A 19,539-nucleotide genomic window follows, 5' to 3' on the forward strand; every position below is an offset into this window, starting at 1 on the left:
CAACTCCCACGACCAGTCCACCACCGCCCGCAACGTCTGCTGCCGCGGCAACACCGTCCGCGCCCCCGACGTCAACAACCGGAAACGATCATCCAACCGGTCCGCGATCTGCCGCACCGACAACACCCGCAACCGCGCCGCCGCCAACTCGATCGCCAACGGCAACCCGTCAAGCCGCCGACACACCTCCTCCGCCGCCCCCGCGTCGTCCGCCACCCGGAAACCCGGCCGCGCCGCCGCACCCCGCTCCCCCAACAACCGCAACGCCATCCCCACCGGCAACGGCCCCAACGGACTCAACACCTCCCCCGGCACCCCCAACGGCTCCCGGCTCGTCGCCAGGACCGTCACACCGGGACAGCGGGCGAGCAGGGTCTCGGCCAGTCCGGCGGCGGCCGCGACGAGGTGCTCGCAGTTGTCGAGGACGAGCAGCATGCGGTGCCCGGCGCAGTACTCGACGAGGTGGGCGAGCGCGCCCTTGGGGCCGGCCTCCTCGGCGCCGGCCGGGCCGTTCCACAGCTGCGTCTCACGGGCTCCCAGCGCGCTGAGGACGGCGGCGGCCACCGAGGACTCCTCCCGTACGGAGGCGAGTTCGGCGAGGTGCACCGGTCCGCCCTCGAAGGTCTCGGCCGCTTCCAGGGCGAGCCGGGTCTTGCCGACGCCGCCCGGTCCGGTGAGGGTGACGAGCCGCCGGTCGGTCCACCCGGCGGCGAGCGCGTCCAGCTCGCCGTCCCTGCCGATGAACGAGGTCAGCCGGGCGGGCAGGCGCCCGGCCCGGCCCGCGGTCCGTCCGGGCGCGGGCGCGCCGAGGAGTTCGGCGTGCAGGGCACGCAGTTCGGGGCCCGGGTCCGCGCCCAGCCGGTCGGCGAGGCCGGCCCGTACCTCCTCGTACGCCGCGAGGGCCTCCGCCGGGTGTCCGGCGGCCCGCAGGGCCCGGATCCGCAGGGCTTGGACGGGCTCGTCGAGCGGATTCCCTGCCGCGAGGGCCGCGAGCGGTGCGAGCACGTCCGTGGCCCGCCCCAGGGCCAGATCGGCGGCGAACCGGTCGCGGCGCGCTCGCGCGTGGCGCTGTTCGAGGCGTACGACGAGGGGGTCGGCGTCCCGGCCGGGCAGGTCGGCGAGGGCGGGGCCGCGCCACAGGCCGAGGGCCTCGTCGAGGAGGGCGGCGGCCCGTACGGCGTCCCCTTCGGAGAGGGCGGTCGAGCCCTCGGCGGCGAGCCGCTCGAAACGGTGCAGGTCGACGGTGTCCGGGCCGGCGGCCAGCCGGTAGCCGCCGCCGGGCGCGGAGACGATCGCCTCGTGTCCGAGGGCCCGGCGCAGCCGGCCAACGAGGGCCTGGAGCGCGGCGGTCCTGTCCGGACCGGCGGCCGGGTCGTCGTCGGCCCACACCTGGGCGATCAGCGCGCGGGTGCTCATCGGCCGTCCGGCGCCCGCGGAGCCACCGGAGCCGTCGGATACCGCGGGCGAGGCCCCTGCGCTGCCGGCGGCGAGCGCGGTGAGCAGCGCCCGGAGCCTGGCACCGTTCAGCGTGGCCTCCGTCCCGTCGTCGGTGCGGAGCGCCTGGCAGGGACCGAGAACACGGTAGGACGGCTTCACCGGCCCATTCTGCCCCGCCGGACACACCCGCCGGGCCGGCCCGCGCCCTGGGCGAACTTGCGCCACGCCGTGTCACCGCCATGGCGTCCACGGGGTGCGGGTTCGACAATGGGGGGGATGACCGACGACGACCGGCGTACGCGCAGCGGCGAGATCGGGCCCGCCGAGCGGCTCGCCATGAACCGGACCGGCAGCTTCGACTGGGATCTCGACACGGGCACGATCGATGTCGACGAGTCCGGGCTGCTGGTCTTCGGGCTGGCCCCTGACACCTTCGACGGGCGCCCGGCGACCCTTGTCGCACGACTGGCGCCCGAGGAGAGGACCCGGCTCGACGACATCGTCCGGGAGGCGGTGAAGGGTGGCTCGGTGTCGTACACCGCGCATTTCCCGATCCCGCAGGCCGAGGGTGCACCCCACTGGACGCACGTGCAGGCACGAATCCTGCGCAGGCCGGACGCCCGCGCCCAGCGGATCGTCGGGGTAGTGCGGGACACGACCGCCGAGGTCTCGCACTCCGCTTTCGTGCAGGAGCTGGAGAAGCGGCGCGAGGTGCAGACAAGCATCGTCGAGCGGACCACGAACGCGCTGTCGCGCGCGGTGACGGTGGACGACGTGACCGCGGCCCTGACCGGCCCCGGCGGGCTCGCCCGGCTCGGCGCCGACGGACTGGCGCTCGGGCTCGTCGAGAACGGTTCGCTCAACGTGATCGCGCTCAGCGGCGAGTCCCTCGACGCCCTGAACGACTTCCGCAGCCGGCGGCTCGACCGGGGGCTTCCGCTGGCCGAGACGGTGCTGAGCGGCCGGCCCCGGTTCGTCTCCTCGTTCCAGTCGCTGGGCCGGGACTTCCCCGAGCTGGCGCCGTACCTGTCACGTCTCGAGTTCCGGTCGGCCTGCTACCTGCCCCTGGTGGCGCAGGCCCGTTCACTGGGCGGTATGGCGCTGTTCTACCGGGGGCGGTCGTCCTTCAACCCCGACGAGCGGAACCTCGCGCTCGGTCTCGCGGCTATCGTCGCCCAGTCGCTGCAGCGGGCGATCCTCTTCGACGAGGAGCGGGAGCTCGCCACGGGACTCCAGGCGACGATGCTGCCGCGCCGGATCCCGGAGATCACCGGCGGCGAGATCGCCGTGCGCTACCACGCGGCCTGGAGCGGACGGCAGGTCGGCGGCGACTGGTACGACGTGATCCCGCTGCCCCGCGGCCGGGTCGGGATCGTCGTCGGCGACGTACAGGGGCACGACACGCACGCGGCCGCCATCATGGGCCAGTTGCGCATCGCGCTGCGGGCGTACGCGGGTGAGGGGCACGCCCCGTCGACGGTCCTCGCCCGGGCGTCGCGGTTTCTCGCCGAGCTGGACACCGACCGCTTCGCGACCTGTACCTACGCGCAGGTCGACCTGGCGAGCGGCGCCCTGCGCGCCGTGCGGGCCGGGCATCTCGGTCCGCTGATCCGGCACACCGACGGCCGGGTCGGGCGGCCCAACCTGCGGGGCGGGCTGCCGCTGGGGCTCGCGACCGTGTTCGGCGACGAGGAGTTCCCGGAGACGCGGCTCGACCTGGTGCCCGGGGAGACGCTCGTGCTGTGCACGGACGGTCTCGTGGAACAGCCGGGCTCCGACATCGACGCGGGGCTCGACGCGCTCTCCGAGGCGATCGGCAGCGGTCCGCCGCAGGCGGAGGCGCTCGCCGACCATCTTTCGGAGCGGCTGTGGGAGCGGTGGGGCTCGGGCGACGACGTCGCTCTCCTCGTGTTGCGGCGCAGCCCTGACCCGGGCACGCCCCGGGCGCCACGGATCCACCAGTACATCCACCAGGCCGATCCGCAGGGCCTCTCAGACGCGCGGGCGGCCGTGGGGCAGGCGCTGCGCGACTGGGGTCTGCCGGAACTGGCCGACGACGCCGAGCTGTTGACGGGCGAGCTGCTCGTCAACGTCCTGCTGCACACCGAGGGCGGCGCGGTGCTGACGCTTGAGGTGCTGCCGGAGCCGGTGCGGCGGGTACGGCTCTCGGTGCAGGACCGGTCGAGCGCCTGGCCGCGGCGGCGTACCCCCGGCGAGGCGGCGACCTCGGGGCGCGGGCTTCTCCTGCTCGACGCGCTGTCGTCCCGGTGGGGCGTCGAGCCGCGCGGCGAGGGCAAGGCGGTGTGGTGCGAGATCGAGCCGGCTCCGGGGGCGGCCGACACCGTCCCGGGCGGTAGGTGAGGAGGACGTCGTGGACCCCGTGGCCGCGCTGCACCGGATCGCGTTCCTGCTGGAGCGCGCGCAGGCGCCGGGGTACCGGGCGCGGGCGTTCCGCACGGCTGCCGCCGCCGTCGACGCCCTGCCGGAGGGCCAGGCGGCCCGGCGTGCGGCGGCGGGCACCCTGGAGTCGGTGAAGGGGCTCGGGCCGAAGACCGCGGCGGTGGTGCGTGAGGCGCTGGAGGGCCGAGTGCCGGAGTACCTGGCGCGACTCGAAGCGGAACTGGCGGAGAGTCTGCGGTCCTCGGATCCGGCGGACGGCGCGGGTGAGGCGCTCCGGGCGGCCCTGCGCGGGGACTGCCACCTGCATTCCGACTGGTCCGACGGCGGCGCCACGATCGAGGCCATGGGCCGTACGGCGGCCGGCATCGGTCACGAGTGGGCGGTGCTCACGGATCACTCGCCGCGGCTCACGGTCGCACGGGGCCTCTCGCCGGACCGGCTGCGGGAGCAACTCGACGTGGTGGCGCGGCTGAACGAGGAGTGGGCGCCCTTCCGGCTCCTCACCGGGATCGAGTGCGACATCCTGGAGGACGGTTCGCTCGACCAGGAGCCTGAACTGCTCGAACGGCTGGACGTGGTGGTCGGTTCGGTGCACTCGAAACTGCGGATGGACGCGCGGACGATGACCCGCCGGCTCGAACGAGCCGTCCGCGACCCGCTGATGGATGTGCTCGGACACTGCACGGGGCGGCTCGTGGCGGGCGGACGGCTGCGGCCCGCTTCGGAGTTCGACGCGGAGCGGGTCTTCGCAGCGTGCGCCGAGGCCGGTACGGCGGTGGAGATCAACAGCCGCCCGGAGCGCCTCGATCCCCCGCGCGCGCTGCTGCGGGTCGCGGTGGACGCGGGAGCGTACTTCGCGATCGACACGGACGCCCACGCGCCGGGCCAGCTGGAGTGGCAGATCCTCGGCTGCGCACGGGCCGAGGAGTGCGGCGTACCGGAGGAACGGGTGATCAGCACCTGGTCGGCGGAACGGCTGTTGGCGTGGACGCGGGACTAAGGGTCCGCCCCGGAACGCGACCCGTCAGGCGCGCTGCCAGACCGTCGTCGCGTTGCAGAACTCGCGGATGCCGTGGCCGGAGAGTTCGCGGCCGTAGCCGGAGCGCTTGATCCCACCGAAGGGGAGCGCCGGATGGGAGGCCGTCATGCCGTTGACGAACACGCCGCCGGCCTCCAGGTCGCGGACGAAGAAGGCGATGTCCTCGTCCTTACGGGTCCAGACGCTCGAACTGAGCCCGAACGGCGAGTCGTTGGCGACGGCCACGGCCTCCTCGATGTCCCGTACCGGGTAGACGGTGGCGACGGGGCCGAACGCCTCCTCCTGGTGGATCCGCATCGCGGGGGTGATCCCGGTGAGCACGGTCGGCCGGTAGTACCAGCCTCGCCGCAGCCCTTCGGCGTCCGGGCGGCCGCCGCCGCACAGGACGGTCGCGCCCTTCTGTAGGGCGTCGTCGACGAGGGCCTCCAGGTCGGTGCGGCCCTGCTCGGTGGCGAGGGGGCCGACGTCGGTGGACTCGTCGAGGGGGTCGCCGACGGACAGGGCGTTCATGGCGGCGGTGAAGCGCTCGGCGAAGTCGTCGTAGACGTCGTGGTGGACGATGAACCGCTTGGCCGCGATGCAGGACTGGCCGTTGTTCTGCACGCGCGCGGTGACGGCGGTCTTCACCGCCCGCACGATGTCGGCGGAGGGCATGACGATGTACGGGTCGCTGCCGCCCAGCTCCAGGACGGTCTTCTTGACCTCGTCGCCCGCGACGGCGGCGACGGCCCGGCCCGCCGGTTCGCTGCCGGTGAGGGTGGCGGCCATGACCCGGGGGTCCCGGAGGACGGCCTCGACGTCGCGTGAGCCGATGAGGAGCGTCTGGAAGCAGCCGTCCGGGTATCCGGCGCGGCGGAACAGGTCGCCGAGGTAGAGGGCGGTCCTCGGCACGTTCGAGGCGTGTTTGAGGAGACCGGTGTTGCCCGCCATGAGCGCCGGTGCGGCGAAGCGGATCACCTGCCAGAGCGGGAAGTTCCACGGCATGACGGCGAGGATCGGGCCGAGGGGCCGGTAGTGGACGCGGGCCAGGTCGGCGCCGGAGTCCTGGACGTCACTCTCGGCCGGATGCTCGTCGGCGAGCAGGTGCTCGGCGTTGCGGGCGTACCAGCGCATGGCCTTGGCGCACTTGGCGGCCTCGGCGCGGGCGGCGGCGATCGGCTTGCCCATCTCGATCGTCATGGTCCGGGCGATGTCGTCGCCGTCCTCGTCGAGGAGCGTGGCGGCGGCCCGCATCAGGCGGGCGCGCTCGGCGAAGGACGTGGTGCGGTACTGGCGGTACGCCTCGTGCGCGGCGGAGATGCGCCGCTCGACCTCCTCGGGCCCGTGGGCCTCGTAGGTGCGCAGCGTCTCCCCGGTCGCGGGGTTCACCGTGGCGATGCCCATGACGTCTCTCCTCCTGCCATCGGCCCCCACCGGCAACCTCCCGCGCCGGGCGCGGCGGCGCAACAGGGGCGGGGCGGTGGGGTGACGTCTCCCGGGCGTGCCGGGGCGCTCCCGGGGCGGGACGGGGCGCTGCGGGGAGGGACGGGGGCTCTCGGACTCTCGGGCGGCGGGCGGCGGGCGGTCGTGCGGGGCGCTGTCAGGTGGTGAGCCAGGCCAGCGCGCCGGAGAGGTGTGCGCGGAAGGCCGGGTCGTCGTACGCCTCCGAGGAGTGTCCGAGCGCGGTGAAGAAGACGCGCCCCCGGTCGATCTCCCGGCACCACACCAGCGGGTGGTCGTCGCCGAGGGTGCCGCCGCTGTACGAGGTCTCGTCGGCCCGCGCCAGGACGCGGACGCCGGTCCCGCGCGGGTTGGCCGTGAAGTTGTACCACTCGTCGGTCCAGGCCCAGCGGCCAGGGAGCGGGGCCGTCGCCGGATGGTCGTGGTCGTCGACGAGCAGGGTGCCCGGCTGGAGCTCCGGGTGGCCGTCGAAGCGGGTGCCGAGGAGCTCTCCGTAGAAGGGCCAGTCCGGCTCGGCGTTGGCGGCCGCGTGGACCGCGAGGAGGGCACCGCCGCCCCGGAGGTACGCCGCGAAGGCGGCGCGGCCCTCGGGCGTCAGGACGGTGCCGGTGGTGGAGAGCAGCACGACGGCGGCGCACCGGGCCAGCCGCGTGGGCGTGAAGGCCCCCGGGTCCTCGGTGACCTCGGCCCCCCACCCCTGCTCGCGGGCGATCCCGGCGAGGGCGGCGGCGCCGGCCGGGATGGAGTCGTGGCGGTACCCGGTGGTGCGGGTGTAGATCAGCACGTCGGCGGTGGGCACGCGGTGGACTCCTGGGTGAGGGCTCGGCGGTGAGGTCTCGGCGGTGCGGGCCGGGCGGTGCGGGCGGTGCGGGCTGGGCCGTATCGGCTCGGCGGTGCGGGCTGGGACGATGACAGGAGAAAGCGCTTTCTAGACTTCCGCCCCGACCGTAGCCAGTGACAACCCCTCGCGGCAAGCCCGGCCGCCCCGGCACAATCCCCCGATGACACCCCTCCACGCGCACGCCCGTCAGGCCCTCGCGCATGTCGCCGCCCGCTCGACAGGCAAGCGAGTCGACCCCGCCCTACGGGTCACGCTCAACTTCCACCCCCACTTCCTCGACCGTCTCGCGGACGGCGGCGTCTACCTCTCGCAGTTCGTGACCGGCACCAGCAACGGCGGCCTCACCGCCCACCCCGGCGGGGACCGCCTGCGCTGGGAGAGCCGGATCTTCGGCGGGGCGTACGACGCCGCTCCCGCGCACACGCGCCCGGTCTACGGCGCACTCGACTTCCGCCGCCGCTCCTTCGGCGCCGCTCCCCGCTTCGGCTCCGCCCATCTCCGGCTGACCGCGTCAGCCGTGGAGCGGGCGTCCTTCTGCTATCCGGACAGTTTCCTGGAGCCCACGGACTTCGGCGTCGCCTCCCGGATGCGCCTGACAGCGCTCGCCGAGGCCGACGACAAGGACCCGCTCGACGACTACATCGAGGCGCAGGTGCACGGGCCCGTCGTGATCGGCCGCGACGTGGAGGCGCTGGTCCTGGATCCGAGCCACCGGGGTACGGAGGTCGAGGCGGCGGCGCGGCGGCTGCCGTGTGCCGTCGAGTGGCACGGCGGGTTCCGGCTCTCCGTGGAGGAGCTGCGCAGGCATCCCGGGTTCCGGGGGCCGGAGTATGTCGAGCTGGGTGCCCGGATCGCCGGCGACGGGATCCTGGACCCGCGCATCGTGCAGGAGGCGGCCGGTTCCGGGGAGCACGACCCCCAGGACGTGAAGAAGGTCTGGCACTACCTGGCACGGTTCGGGGCGCCGGCCGTCTGACTCCGGAGCGGCTCCCGGGCTGGTTCCGGGCTGGTTCCGCCGATCCGTTGTCGTATCGGATACATCTCTGTATCTTTTGGCGCGCCGTGCCCCACCCCGCTCACCGAGGAGCCGCCATGAGCACCGTGCCGCCCGCGCTCGCCGCAGCTGTCGGGCCGCTGCCCGACGGCGTCGTCCTGCCGCTGCCACCGGCCTTCGGCACCGTCGAGGAGGAGCGCCGGTACCGCAAGGAGCAGCTCGCCGCGGGGTTCCGGATCTTCGGGAGGTTCGGGTTCTCCGAGGGTGTCGCCGGGCACATCACCGTCCGCGACCCCGGCGACCCGAACGCCTTCTGGGTCAATCCGTTCGGGATGAGCTTCAGCCAGATCAAGGCCTCGGACCTCATCCTGGTGGACCACGAGGGGACGGTCCTCGAAGGGCGCAGGCCCGTGAACCGGGCGGCGTTCGTCATCCACTCGCGCGTCCACGCCGCCCGGCCCGACGCCGTCGCCGCCGCGCACTCGCACTCCCTGCACGGCAAGGCGTTCTCCAGCCTCGGCATCCCGCTGGACCCGATCACCCAGGACGCGTGCGCCTTCTTCGAGGACCACGGGATCTACGACGACTACCGGGGCGTCGTGAACGAGACCGAGGAGGGCGAGCGGGTAGCGAAGGCCCTGGGCGAGCACAAGGCCGTCATCCTCAAGAACCACGGGCTCCTGACGGTCGGTCACTCCGTCGCCGAGGCCGTCTGGTGGTTCGTCACGATGGAGCGGTCCTGCCAGGCGCAGCTCCTCGCGATGGCGGCGGGCACCCCGCAGCTGATCGACCGGGAGACGGCCCTCCTCACCCGTGGCCAGGTCGGCGGCCACCTCGCGGGCTGGTTCCAGGCGCGCCCGCTGTGGGATCAGATCACCGCGTCCGACCCCGACCTCTTCGACTGACCTTCGGGGACGGGGAGTTCCCGCGTTGAGACCTCCAGGAGCGGGGCGAGGAACTCGCGTTCGAGGCTGCCGGGCGGCAGCGCCGCCGGTTCGACGTAGCTCTGCGCGAGGCCGCCTTCGCGCAGGGCGACGATGAGCCGGGCGAACCGGTCGGCGTCGACGGTGAGTTCACGCCCGGCCCGGCGCAGGACGAGCGTGAGGCCGCGGGCGATCTCGGCGCGCAGCCGCTCGTCGTGGCGCGCGAGCACCCACGCGGCCTGCCGGTCGCGGATGGCCTGCAGGGTGAACTCGGTGGTGACGAGGTACCAGTCGCGCTCGTCCGGTTCGATACGGGCGGCGAGTTCGGCCAGCCGCGTCAGGGTGTACTCCTCGGCGGTCAGCGCGTCGATCGCGTCGGCGAGCCGTCGCACGGTGCGGTCGCTGTGCTCGTCGAAGAGCGCGAGGAAGAGCTCTTCCTTGCTGGCGAAGTTCGAGTAGTACGCGCCCCGCGTGTAGCCCGCGCGCTCACAGATCTGCTCGATCGTCGTGGCGTGGAAACCGTGCTCGGCGAAGGCCTCCAGGGCGGCTTTCAGAAGCGCCGCGCGCGTGCGGGGCCGTCGCCTGGTGACACCTTTCGGCACGGTGGGCCTCCTTCGTCGGGCGCCGTGTCCGGCGGCGGAAGCGCCCACCCTACCGGCGGCTCCATCCCGGGCAGGGATCAGCGTCGGCGGATAGGATTCACGCATGGGAGAGCGGCCCGTCGCGCCTGCCGCGCCCGCCCTGGTCCTCGAGATCGACGGGGACGCGACGCTCATGAGCCCGAGTCGCGTCTATCGCATCGGGCGCGACCCCACCAGCGATGTCGTGCTCACGGACGCCCGGGCGTCCTGGCACCACGCACTGCTCCGCGCCGTCGGCGGCCACTGGGACCTGACGGACGAGGGCAGTACGAACGGCACCTTCGTGGACGGCCTGCGGGTGGCCGGAGCACGGGAGGTCGGAGCCGGGACGGTCGTACGGTTCGGGCATCCGGAGGACGGCCCGCGAGCGGTGCTCTCGACGGCACCCAGGGCCCACTCACCGGCACCCCCGACCCCGGCACCCCCGCCGGCCGAACCTCCGGCCCCCGAGCCGCCGGCAGCCACCCCCGTACGTCCTCCGGATCCGTACCGGCCCGCGGAACCGCTCCGCCCCGCCGTAGGGCCCGGGCTCGCCGAACAGCTTCACCCCGCCGAGCACCCCCGTGCCCCCGAACCACTCGCCCCCGCCGAGCAGCCCCGTGCCCCCGAGCCGCTCCGCCCCGCCGCCACGCCCCGCGCCCCCGAGCCGCTGCGGCCCCCCTCCGTCCCGTACCCCGCCGCCACCGGCACCTTCCGGCAGCCGACGTCCGTGCGGCCACTGCCCGCCCACAGCATCCGGATCGGCCGCGCGCCCGACAACGACGTCGTCGTCGACGACCTCGTCGTCTCCCGCCGCCACGCCGAACTGCGCGCAGAGTCCGACGGCACCTACACGATCCACGACCTCGGCAGTCACAACGGCACCTTCCTCAACGGCCGCCCCGTCGTCGACGCGCGGGTGACCGCGGAGGACATCATCGGCATCGGCCGCTGCGCGTTCTGCCTGATCGGCGGGCAGCTCGTCGAGTTCACCGACACCGGCGAGATCTCGCTCGACGTCCAGGAGCTCGCCGTCACCGTGGACCACGGCCGCAAGACCCTCCTCGACGAGGTGTCGTTCCCGGTGGGCGAGAAGTGCCTGCTCGCGGTCGTCGGGCCGTCCGGTGCCGGAAAGTCGACGCTCCTGGGCGCGCTCACCGGTCAGCGCCCCGCCGACCGGGGCACCGTGCTCTACGACGGCCGTGACCTCTACCGGGACTACGCCGAGCTGCGGCAGCGCATCGGACTCGTGCCGCAGGACGACATCCTGCACCTCCAGCTCACCGTGCGGCGGGCCCTCGGCTACGCCGCCGAGCTGCGCTTCCCGGAGGACACGGCGCGTGCGGAGCGCCGGGCGCGCGTCGACGAGGTGATCCGCGAGCTCGGTCTCACGGAGCGGGCCGAGCAGCCGATCCACAGCCTCTCCGGCGGCCAGCGCAAGCGGGTCAGCGTCGCCCTCGAACTGCTCACCAAGCCCTCGCTGCTCTTCCTCGACGAGCCGACCTCCGGCCTCGACCCGGGGATGGACCGGTCCGTGATGCACATGCTGCGCGGGCTGGCGGACGACGGACGCACGATCGTCGTCGTCACGCACAGCGTCCTCAGCCTCGACGTGTGCGACCGGCTGCTCGTCCTCGCCCCCGGCGGCCGGGTGGCCTACTACGGACCGCCCGCCGACAGCCTCGACTTCTTCGGTTACACGCAGTGGCCGGAGGCCTTCGAGGCTTTCGAGAACGACCGGGACCGCGACTGGGCCGGGCAGTACCGGTCCTCCCGGTTCCACCGCCGGTACGTCGCGGACGCGTCGGCCCGCCCGCTTCTGCCCACCGGGGACGGCGGGACCGGTGGGACCGACGGTCACGTCGGATACGCCGGCGCCGCCGCGCGGGCCGTACCGGAGCCCGGACCGCCGCCGAAGGCGCAGAGCTGGGGCTCCCAGCTGCGGACGCTGGTGCGCCGGTACGCCGCCGCGCTCGCCGCCGACCGGACGTTCCTCGCGATCATGATCGCGCTGCCGTTCGTGATGGGCGCGATGGCCCGTGCCCTGTCCGAGGGCCGGCTCAACCCGGAGTCGACCCTGAACGTCCTGCTCATCCTCTGCGTGGGCGGGGTCCTCACGGGCGCGGCGAACGCCGTGCGCGAGCTGGTCAAGGAGCGCACGATCTACCGGCGCGAGAGAGCGGTCGGCCTGTCCCGCTCCGCCTATCTCGCCTCCAAGGTGGTCGTCCTCGGCGTGATCACGGTCGTGCAGGCGGTGGTCCTGACGCTGGTGGCCCTGGTCGGCGTCCCCCTGAACGTGCCCGGCGGCAAGGGCGTCCTGCTGCCCCCGCTCGTCGAGATCACGCTCGCCGTCGCCCTCCTCGCCTTCACCGCGATGATGCTCGGCCTCCTCGTGTCGGCCGTGGTCCGCAAGGAGGAGGTGACGATGCCGCTGCTCGTCCTCCTCGCCATCGTGCAGGTGGTGTTCTGCGGCGCGCTGCTGACGGTGCGCGGGACGCCCGGCCTGGAGCAGCTGGCCTGGCTGGTGCCCTCGCGCTGGGCGTTCGCCGCGATGGGCGCGACGATCGACATCGGGAAGGTCGCGCCGAGCGACAAGACCGACGATCCGCTGATGCGCCACACGCTGGACGCCTGGCTGTTCGACATGGGCATGCTGGTCGTGATCTGTCTCGCCCTCGGTGTCGTCGTCGCGCGGCTGCTGCGCCGCCACGAGCCGGTCGTGATGCGGAGGTAGGCCCGTGAGCGTCCCCGTACCCGATGTCCTGCCGGACTTCCGGCCCACCCACGTCGTCCCGCGCGACGGTCTTCCCGCTTGGGAGGCCCCGGATCCGGGGCTGCCGACGGTGTCGCTCGACGCGTTCCTGCCGGTGCGGCTGACGGAGCGGGCCGGGGACTGGGGGCGGGTGCTGTGCTCCAACGGCTGGTCGGCGTGGATCGACGCGCGGCTGCTCGTGGCGGTGCCGGACGATCCTCCGGCGGCGGGCCGGCCGCTCAGCAGGACGGCCGATCCGCGGCCCCTGATCGCCCGTGCCGAGGAGGCGCTGGGCCGGTACCGGCGGGCGGCCGAGGAGCTGGGCGCGGGCCGCCTGGACGGCGAGGCCTTCCGGCTGCGGACCCGTGGGCTGCGGGTGGGGATGGTCGTCGACGGCGAGTCGGTGTGGCTGTACGACGCGGAGCACGAGCGCTGGGTGTTCTGCGACGGTCTCGGGCTGAGTACGTACGCGGCGTCCTCGGCCCCGTCGGCGGCCGCCGGCGCCACCGGCTCCCCGGCGCCCGTCGCGGACACGGCCCCCGAGTCCGCCCCCTCCCCCGGCGACCGGGTCGCGACGGCCGCCGCGGCGGCGGCCGGACCGCCCGCGTACGAGCCGACCCAGGTGGTACCCCAGGTCGACCCGGCGGTCGCGGCCGGGCCGCCGCCGACGCAGGTCGTGGAGCGGCCGCCGGGCCCGGCGGGTGAGGACTGATGGCCGGCGGCGCGCAGGACGCGGCACTCCCCGCGGGACGGCCCTCGGGGCTGCTCGGCAAGGAGATCGCGGGCTACCTCGTGGAGAGGGAGATCGGCCGCGGGGGCATGGCCGTGGTCTACCGGGCGCGGGACCTGCGCCTGGACCGGACGGTGGCGCTGAAGCTCCTCGCGCCCGAGCTGGCCCGTAACGACACCTTCCGCAAGCGCTTCGCGCACGAGTCGCGGGTCGCCGCCTCCATCGACCACCCCCACATCGTGCCGGTCTTCGACGCCGGTGAGACGGAGGGGGTGCTGTTCATCGCGATGCGGTACGTGGCCGGGCAGGACCTGGTGGCCCTGCTCGACCGCGAGGGGCCGCTGCCGCCCGCGAAGGCGGGGCGGATCGCCGTGCAGGTGGCCTCCGCCCTGGACGCGGCGCACGCGCACGACCTGGTGCACCGGGACGTGAAGCCCGGCAACATCCTGGTCGCCGAGGGCACCGACCGTGACCACCCCGAGCACGTCTACCTCACGGACTTCGGGCTGACGAAGAAGTCCCTGTCGCTGACCGGTTTCACGACGGTGGGCGAGTTCGTCGGGACCCTGGACTACGTGGCGCCGGAGCAGATCTCGGGCAAGCCGGTGGACGGCCGGTGCGACGTCTACAGCCTGGCGTGCGTGGTGTTCGAGACCCTGGTCGGTGCGCCGCCGTTCCGCCGCGACACGGACTGGGCGGTGCTGTGGGCCCAGCAGTACGATCCGCCGCCGCCGCTCTCCGAGGTGCGCCCGGGGCTGCCGGAGGCGGCGGACGCGGTCTTCGCGAGGGCCCTGGCGAAGTCGCCCGAGGAGCGGTACGGGACGTGCCTGGAGTTCGTCGCGGAGCTGCGGTCGGCGCTCGCGGCCGGGGGCACGGCCGGCGGCCCCGTGGTGACGTCGGGCACCCGGCGGCTCGGCCCGCCACCGGCACCGCCGGCGTGGGCGCGGCCGGTGTTCCGGGAGCTGTAGCTACGGGGTGGGTGCGTCTGTGGCTATGACGTGGGCCGCTGGTCTGTAGCTACGGGGTGGGATCCGAAGTCGGCGGCTTCTGCGCCACCTCGCCCTTGCGGTGGACCCGGGAGGCGAGCAGGCCGCCGAGGAAGCCGAGGACCAGGCCCCAGAGGAGGGCGAGGCCGACGGTCTTCCAGATGTCCGGGCGCAGCAGCACCTGTCCGCCCAGTGCGTCGAGGTCGCCGATGCCGAGGATCGAGAGGCCGAAGCGGGCCTCGACCAGGGTGAGGGGCATGACGACCAGCATCGTCAGCGCGAAGGCGACGCCCAGGCGCAGGGAGTGCTGCCAGAGCCGTGTCCTGGCCGGGGAGCGGACCGCCGCCGCGAAGGCCGCGGCGAGCAGCAGGACGGCCGCGACGGGGAGCATCCACCAGGCCCTCCCGTCCTGCGCGGCGAGCGAGGACAGGTCGACCGTGGACAGATCGGTGCCGCTGCCGCCGCCTTCGCGGAGTACGGCGTCGAGGATCTGGGGCATGGGGAGGCCGAACGGGCCCTCCGCCGTGCCCTGCCAGGAGCCGCCGATGCCCACGCCGAGCGCGAGCCAGGAGACGTTGGGCAGGCCGAGGAGGAGGACGGCGAGGGTCTCCGCCACGTGGCCCTTGGTCGCCGCGACGACGATCCCGATGACCAGGCCCAGGGTCACGTACGCGAGGGGGAGCAGGAGCATCGCGTGGGCGGCGGGCCGGACGGGCTCGTGGTAGCGGACGAGCCGCGGCGGAAGCGGGGTCCTGCGGGACACGAGGAGGGCGACGGCGAGCACGCCGAGGATCCACAGGAGTCCGTAGAAGAGGGTGGGGCCGACGTCGGCGCGGAAGCCGACGGTGGGTTCGGTGGCGTCGATGAGCTCGCCGAAGAGGTCTCCGAGGGAGTCCTGGGAGGTGTCCGAGGTGTCTCCGCCGATGGTGAGCGGGAAGTCGTGCCGGGCGAGGGCGGAGAGGCCCGCGAGGGCGGCCAGCCAGAGGACGACGGTGCTCACGACGCGGAGGAGGAGTTCGCGGGTGCCCGCCACCGCGTGATGGCGCAGGGGGCGGAGGAAGCAGTATCCGGTGACGAGCGCGCCCACCAGGGTGACGGTGAGGGGCATCGCGGTCAGTTCGGCCTGGGTACCCGCGAGGGCTCCGGCGTCGCCGGAGAGGTCGATCTTGCCGCCCGTGGCCATCACGACGACCGCGGCGAGGACGGCGCTGAAGCCGCCGGGCAGGTCGGCCGCGCCCGCGGCCCAGAGGCCGAGTCCGGCGACGACGCCCATGGCGGCGTACCCGGCGAACACCGCTGCCAGGGCCTGGACACCGACGCGTACGAAGAGCCCGGTCGGGGTCGCGGGGCTCGCTGAGGTGGAGAGCCGACTGCTCACGCTGTCCACGCTAGTACCGGCGGCGGCCGCTCGCTTGTGGACGGAACGTTCCGTCGCTCGCGTTCGGTGATCGTCCGCTCGCCGAAGGTGGTTCTCCGCTTGCGGGCGGGCACTGTTCCGCGCACACAATGGGCCCGGAACGGAAGAAAGGGAAAAACGTGACTTCCCACCCGCCGTCAGGCCCTCCGTCCGGACCCCCGTCGGTCCCGCCGTCAGGCCCGCCCTCCGGCCCCCTCTCGGGGCCGAGCACCCGCCCGGGCACCGCAGGTCCCCCGCCACCTCCAGGACCGCCCTCGGGCGGCGGATCCGGTGGCCCAGGTGGCCCCGGTGGCCCCGATGGCTCGGGCGGTGGCCCCGGGGAAGGCGGCGCGTCCGGCGGAGCTCCGGCCGGCGGCGGCAAGCCGGACCGCCCGTGGTGGCGGTCCGTCCCCAAGGTCGCTTCGGTCACCGCCGTCCTCGTGGCGGGCGCCGCCCTGGCCGTCGTCCTCACCAGCGGGTCGGACGACAAGAGCGACACGACCGGATCCGGCGGTGGCGAGGTCTTCCTCCAGAACGCCGCCGCGTCCGGCCCCGACCCGTTCACCCAGTCGACGGCCCGCACCGGCGGCGGTCCCGCCTCGGCGGCCTCGCTGCCGCCCCGCACGGCCTCGGCCGAGGCCGGTACGCCGCGGGTGTCGGGCGCGGCGCCCGGCCTCTACGGCGGGACGCAGTCGGTCGCGAGCTGCGACGTCGAGCAGCAGGTGCGCTTCCTCTCCGCCGAGCCGTCGAAGAACGCCGCCTTCGCCTCGGTCCTGAGCATCAAGCCGAACGAGGTTCCGGGCTATCTCCGCTCCCTGACCCCGCTTCAGCTGCGGGTCGACACCCGGGTGACGAACCACGGCTTCCGGGGCGGCTCCGCCACCACGTACCAGGCGGTGCTCCAGAGCGGTACCGCCGTCCTCGTCGACGGCCGGGGCGTTCCGCGGGTGCGCTGCGCGTGTGGCAATCCGCTGACCGACCCGGTGGCGCAGAAGGCACCGCAGACCACGGGCACGCCCTGGCAGGGGTACAACTCCTCCCAGGTCGTCGTCGTGGCCCCGTCGGTGACCGTCGTGAACGTCTTCGTCGTGTACGACCCCGAGGACGACGGCTGGTTCGCGCGGAAACGCGGCGACACGGGCCGGCACGACAAGCCCACCCCGCCGCCGCCTCCGCCGCCGACGCACTCGAAGTCGCCGTCCGTGTCGCCGTCGACGTCGATCTCGACGTCCCCGGTCCCCTGCGTGACGGTGACGGGTACGGAGACCCCGGCGCCCAGCGGCGGGGTCACCCCTTCGCCGTGTCCCTCGACGCTGTCCCCCACGCCGTCGACGTCCGCGCCGACCTCGCCGTCCGACCCGACGAGTCCGACGGACGAGTCGCCGTCGACCGACGCGTCCCCGGGCGCCGAGTCCGGGCCGGCCACGGACGGATCCGCGGGACTCCAGACGAGCCAGTCGGCGTCGACGGTCTCCTCGCTGTCCCCCGAATCCCAGCCCCAGTCGCAGTCGCAGTCCCAGTCGTCCCTGTCGAACTCACCGTCCCTGACGGGAACGGCCTCGGGAACGGTCTCGGGTTCGCCCTCCGTCCCCGCGCCCGGTCCGGGCGGCGGGCCCGTCATCTGACCTCTCGACCGCCCGTCGGTCCCCGTCCGCCCGTGCCTCCGTCCCGGATCCGTCCGGTACGGAGGTACGCGCGTTCCCGCGCAGGACGCGGGCCTCCCCCGGGCGCAGCACCGGCCCCGGCACGGTCAGCACCGGGCAGGCCGCGCCGTCCTGGACCGCGAGCAGGACCGGGCGGCGGCGCAGCCGCGCGAGGCGGCGCCGGCCCGGTGCGGCGCCGACGACCAGGAGGTCGCCGGGGCGGTCGGCCGCCGCGGTGAGGGCGGCGCCGGGGGCGTCCCTGACGATCCGCCGCTCCATCGCGAGGTCCGCGGGCGCGACTCCGAGGGCGTCGGCGAAGGCGCTCCGCAGCCGCTGCCGGGCGTCCTCGGCCCACAGGCGCGCCCAGTCCCGGTCGGGACGGCGGGCGTACAGCCCCTCACCCTCCGGCGGTCCCCAGGCCAGCACCGCGAGAAGCGGTACGGACTCGCGGCGGGCGAGGGCCGTCGCGTACCGCAGGGCCGCGAGGGAGGCCAGTGAACCGCTCACGCCGACGACGACCCGTCGGACGGTCCCCTCGGCCACCGTCCCGGCAGGGGCTCCGCCGGCGGCCGGAGGACGCGGTTCGCTCACGACGAGCCACCGCGTATCGCCGCGCGCAGGCCACGGAGCCAGGCTCCGATCGCCAGGGGCCTGGCTGCGCGCTCCTCTGCGCGCACCTGCCACATCCGCTCGTCGCGGTCGGTGAAGTGTCCGGACATCGGTCGTCTCCTTTCCCGTGGGGAGGTGGCCACCAGGCCACTGGACAGGAGTCTGTAGTCTTATTGGCCTGGACAGCAGAGCCAATAAGGAGTGATTGGCATGGCCGTGGCCCGAGTGGTCCACACAGCGGACCGGACCCTGACGGGCCGCCAGCTGGCGTCGCTCCTCACCCCGCCCTCCGAGGGCCGGTTCGGCTACCGGGAGCTCGCGCGAGCAATCCGCGAGGCGCTGCTCGACGGGCGGGTGGCGCTGCGCCTGCGGCTGCCGGCCGAGCGCGAGCTCGCGACGGTGCTGGAGGTGAGCCGGACGACCGTGACCGGGGCGTACGACCTGCTGCGGGAGAGCGGTTACGCGCACAGCCGCCGCGGCGCGGGCACCTGGACCGCGCTGCCGGACGGTCAGGCGCCGACCCAGCTCGGGGCCTTCCAGGACGACGCAGGGGCCACGATCGACCTCGCCCTCGCCGCGCCGCAGGCACCGGAGGAGCTCACCGCGGCGCTGGCGTCGGCCGCCGCCGAGCTCCCCCGCTACGCCGGCTCGCAGGGCTACCACCCGTACGGCCTGCCCGTGCTGCGCTCCGCGATCGCGGAGCGCTACACGGCCCGCGGCCTGCCGACGCGTCCCGAGCAGATCCTCGTCACCACGGGCGCGCAGCAGGCTCTGTCGCTGGTCCTGACGCTGCTCGGCCGGGCCGGTGACCGGGTGCTCGCCGAGAACCCCTCGTACACGAACGCCCTCGACGCGATGCGGGGCCGCATGCTCCGTATCGCCCCCGTGCCGGTGACGGAGACCGGCTGGGACACCGGGCTCGTCGACGCCGCGCTGCGGCAGACCGCGCCCCGCCTGGCCTATCTGATCCCCGACTTCCACAATCCGACCGGGCACCTGATGCCGCAGGAGCAGCGCCGGGACCTGGCGCGGGCCGCGCGGGCGACCGGGACGTGGCTCGTGGCGGACGAGACGCTCACCGACACGGCCCTGGACGTGCCCGCCCCGATGCCCTTCGCCGCGGCGGCCGGCGGCGGTGACGGGGAGCAGATCGTCTCCGTGGGGTCGCTGAGCAAGAGCTGCTGGGGCGGGCTCCGGGTGGGCTGGGTCCGCGCGGCGGCCCGGGTGGTGACCGAGCTGGCCCGGGTGCGGATCACCGCCGACCTGTCGGGGTCGGTCCTGGACCAGCTGGTCGCGGTCGCTCTTCTGGAGCGGCTCGACACGATCCTGCCGCGGCGCGTCGAGGAGCTGCGGCGGCGCAGGGAGGCACTGACGACGGCGCTGGCCCGGCACGTGCCCGAGTGGCGCTGGACGGTGCCGCCCGGCGGGATGTGCCTGTGGATCGACCTGGGCCGCCCGGTCGCCTCGGCCGTCGCGGCCCGCGCCCTTCGGCACGGGGTGCGGGTGGAGGGCGGTGCCCGGTTCGGGGTGGACCCGGGCACGCACGAGCACCGGCTGAGGATCCCGTACACGCTGCCGGAGGACGTGTACGAGCCGGCGGCGGAGCGGCTCGCGGCGGCGCTCGACGGGGCTCCGGGGCGGTTCGCCGACCCGGCCCTGCCGGACTGGGTGGCCTGAGGCCGCGGGTCCCCGGCGGCCGCATATTCGGGTGCCCTCGACCGGGGGTCCG

Annotated in this window: 15 protein-coding genes and 1 pseudogene; 9 read left to right on the forward strand and 7 right to left on the reverse strand. The window is 74.4% G+C overall.

Going from position 1 to position 19,539, the window contains the following annotated elements; all coding sequences use genetic code 11:
• The coding region (locus tag ACWFR1_RS35545) for a BTAD domain-containing putative transcriptional regulator (protein ID WP_453558889.1) at positions 1-1,596 on the reverse strand (1,596 nt) is incomplete at its 3' end.
• A gap of 117 nt (positions 1,597-1,713) precedes the next feature.
• Between ACWFR1_RS35545 and ACWFR1_RS35550 the strand changes: the two genes are divergently transcribed.
• Both ACWFR1_RS35550 and ACWFR1_RS35555 read left to right on the forward strand, forming a co-directional pair.
• Entirely contained in the window at positions 1,714-3,798 is a 2,085-nt protein-coding gene (locus tag ACWFR1_RS35550; RefSeq protein ID WP_453558892.1) for a SpoIIE family protein phosphatase, read from the forward strand.
• Positions 3,799-3,808: 10 nt separating this feature from the next.
• The gene (locus ACWFR1_RS35555; RefSeq protein WP_453558894.1) at positions 3,809-4,837 is read left to right on the forward strand and encodes a PHP domain-containing protein; all 1,029 of its coding nucleotides are present in this window, start codon (positions 3,809-3,811) and stop codon (positions 4,835-4,837) included.
• Positions 4,838-4,861: 24 nt separating this feature from the next.
• Here the strand turns inward: ACWFR1_RS35555 and ACWFR1_RS35560 are convergent, their stop codons facing one another.
• Together ACWFR1_RS35560 and ACWFR1_RS35565 are read right to left on the reverse strand one after the other, a co-directional pair.
• Positions 4,862-6,259 carry an NADP-dependent succinic semialdehyde dehydrogenase gene (locus tag ACWFR1_RS35560; RefSeq protein WP_453558896.1) on the reverse strand — a complete coding sequence of 466 codons (1,398 nt, stop codon included), beginning with the start codon at positions 6,257-6,259 and terminating at the stop codon, positions 4,862-4,864.
• A 196-nt stretch (positions 6,260-6,455) separates the two neighbouring features.
• Positions 6,456-7,115, reverse strand: a complete 660-nt coding sequence (locus ACWFR1_RS35565; protein ID WP_453558899.1) for a ThuA domain-containing protein — start codon at positions 7,113-7,115, stop codon at positions 6,456-6,458.
• Between the two features lie 202 nt (positions 7,116-7,317).
• On the opposite strand from ACWFR1_RS35565, the gene ACWFR1_RS35570 reads away from it, so the two are divergent.
• The gene (locus ACWFR1_RS35570; RefSeq protein WP_453558902.1) at positions 7,318-8,133 is read left to right on the forward strand and encodes a DUF3626 domain-containing protein; all 816 of its coding nucleotides are present in this window, start codon (positions 7,318-7,320) and stop codon (positions 8,131-8,133) included.
• A gap of 116 nt (positions 8,134-8,249) precedes the next feature.
• The gene (locus ACWFR1_RS35575; protein WP_453558904.1) at positions 8,250-9,056 is read left to right on the forward strand and encodes a class II aldolase/adducin family protein; all 807 of its coding nucleotides are present in this window, start codon (positions 8,250-8,252) and stop codon (positions 9,054-9,056) included.
• Here the strand turns inward: ACWFR1_RS35575 and ACWFR1_RS35580 are convergent.
• The gene (locus ACWFR1_RS35580) at positions 9,020-9,676 is read right to left on the reverse strand and encodes a TetR/AcrR family transcriptional regulator (protein ID WP_453558907.1); all 657 of its coding nucleotides are present in this window, start codon (positions 9,674-9,676) and stop codon (positions 9,020-9,022) included. The genes ACWFR1_RS35575 and ACWFR1_RS35580 overlap by 37 nt on opposite strands.
• Positions 9,677-9,779: 103 nt before the next feature.
• Between ACWFR1_RS35580 and ACWFR1_RS35585 the strand changes: the two genes are divergently transcribed.
• From ACWFR1_RS35585 to ACWFR1_RS35595, 3 genes are read left to right on the forward strand one after another with little or no spacing between them, the layout of a single operon-like run.
• The gene (locus ACWFR1_RS35585; protein WP_453558910.1) at positions 9,780-12,428 is read left to right on the forward strand and encodes an FHA domain-containing protein; all 2,649 of its coding nucleotides are present in this window, start codon (positions 9,780-9,782) and stop codon (positions 12,426-12,428) included.
• A 4-nt stretch (positions 12,429-12,432) separates the two neighbouring features.
• On the forward strand, positions 12,433-13,158 hold the full coding sequence (locus tag ACWFR1_RS35590) for a hypothetical protein (protein ID WP_453558913.1): 726 nt from the start codon (positions 12,433-12,435) through the stop codon (positions 13,156-13,158).
• Positions 13,158-14,144: a serine/threonine-protein kinase gene (locus ACWFR1_RS35595; protein WP_453558914.1), complete on the forward strand. Its 987-nt coding sequence runs from the start codon at positions 13,158-13,160 to the stop codon at positions 14,142-14,144. Before ACWFR1_RS35590 ends, ACWFR1_RS35595 begins: the two co-directional genes overlap by 1 nt.
• Before the next feature lie 49 nt (positions 14,145-14,193).
• On the opposite strand, the gene ACWFR1_RS35600 is transcribed toward ACWFR1_RS35595, so the two are convergent.
• Entirely contained in the window at positions 14,194-15,549 is a 1,356-nt protein-coding gene (locus ACWFR1_RS35600) for a streptophobe family protein (RefSeq protein ID WP_453558916.1), read from the reverse strand.
• A gap of 149 nt (positions 15,550-15,698) precedes the next feature.
• On the opposite strand from ACWFR1_RS35600, the pseudogene ACWFR1_RS35605 reads away from it, so the two are divergent.
• Positions 15,699-17,021, forward strand: a pseudogene (locus ACWFR1_RS35605) (DUF6777 domain-containing protein); the annotation flags it as partial.
• 72 nt (positions 17,022-17,093) lie between these two features.
• Here ACWFR1_RS35605 and ACWFR1_RS35610 read toward each other — a convergent pair.
• Positions 17,094-17,792 carry a universal stress protein gene (locus tag ACWFR1_RS35610; RefSeq protein ID WP_453558919.1) on the reverse strand — a complete coding sequence of 233 codons (699 nt, stop codon included), beginning with the start codon at positions 17,790-17,792 and terminating at the stop codon, positions 17,094-17,096.
• Complete coding sequence (locus ACWFR1_RS35615) at positions 17,789-17,920, reverse strand: hypothetical protein (RefSeq protein WP_453558920.1); 132 nt, start codon at positions 17,918-17,920, stop codon at positions 17,789-17,791. The genes ACWFR1_RS35610 and ACWFR1_RS35615 overlap by 4 nt, the downstream gene beginning before the upstream one ends.
• Before the next feature lie 100 nt (positions 17,921-18,020).
• Between ACWFR1_RS35615 and yczR the strand changes: the two genes are divergently transcribed.
• A complete protein-coding gene (gene yczR, locus ACWFR1_RS35620; protein WP_453558924.1) occupies positions 18,021-19,487 on the forward strand; it encodes a MocR-like transcription factor YczR in 1,467 nt (488 codons plus the stop codon).
• Positions 19,488-19,539 lie beyond the last annotated feature (52 nt).

It is taken from the genome of Streptomyces sp. NPDC055103 (assembly GCF_053607625.1).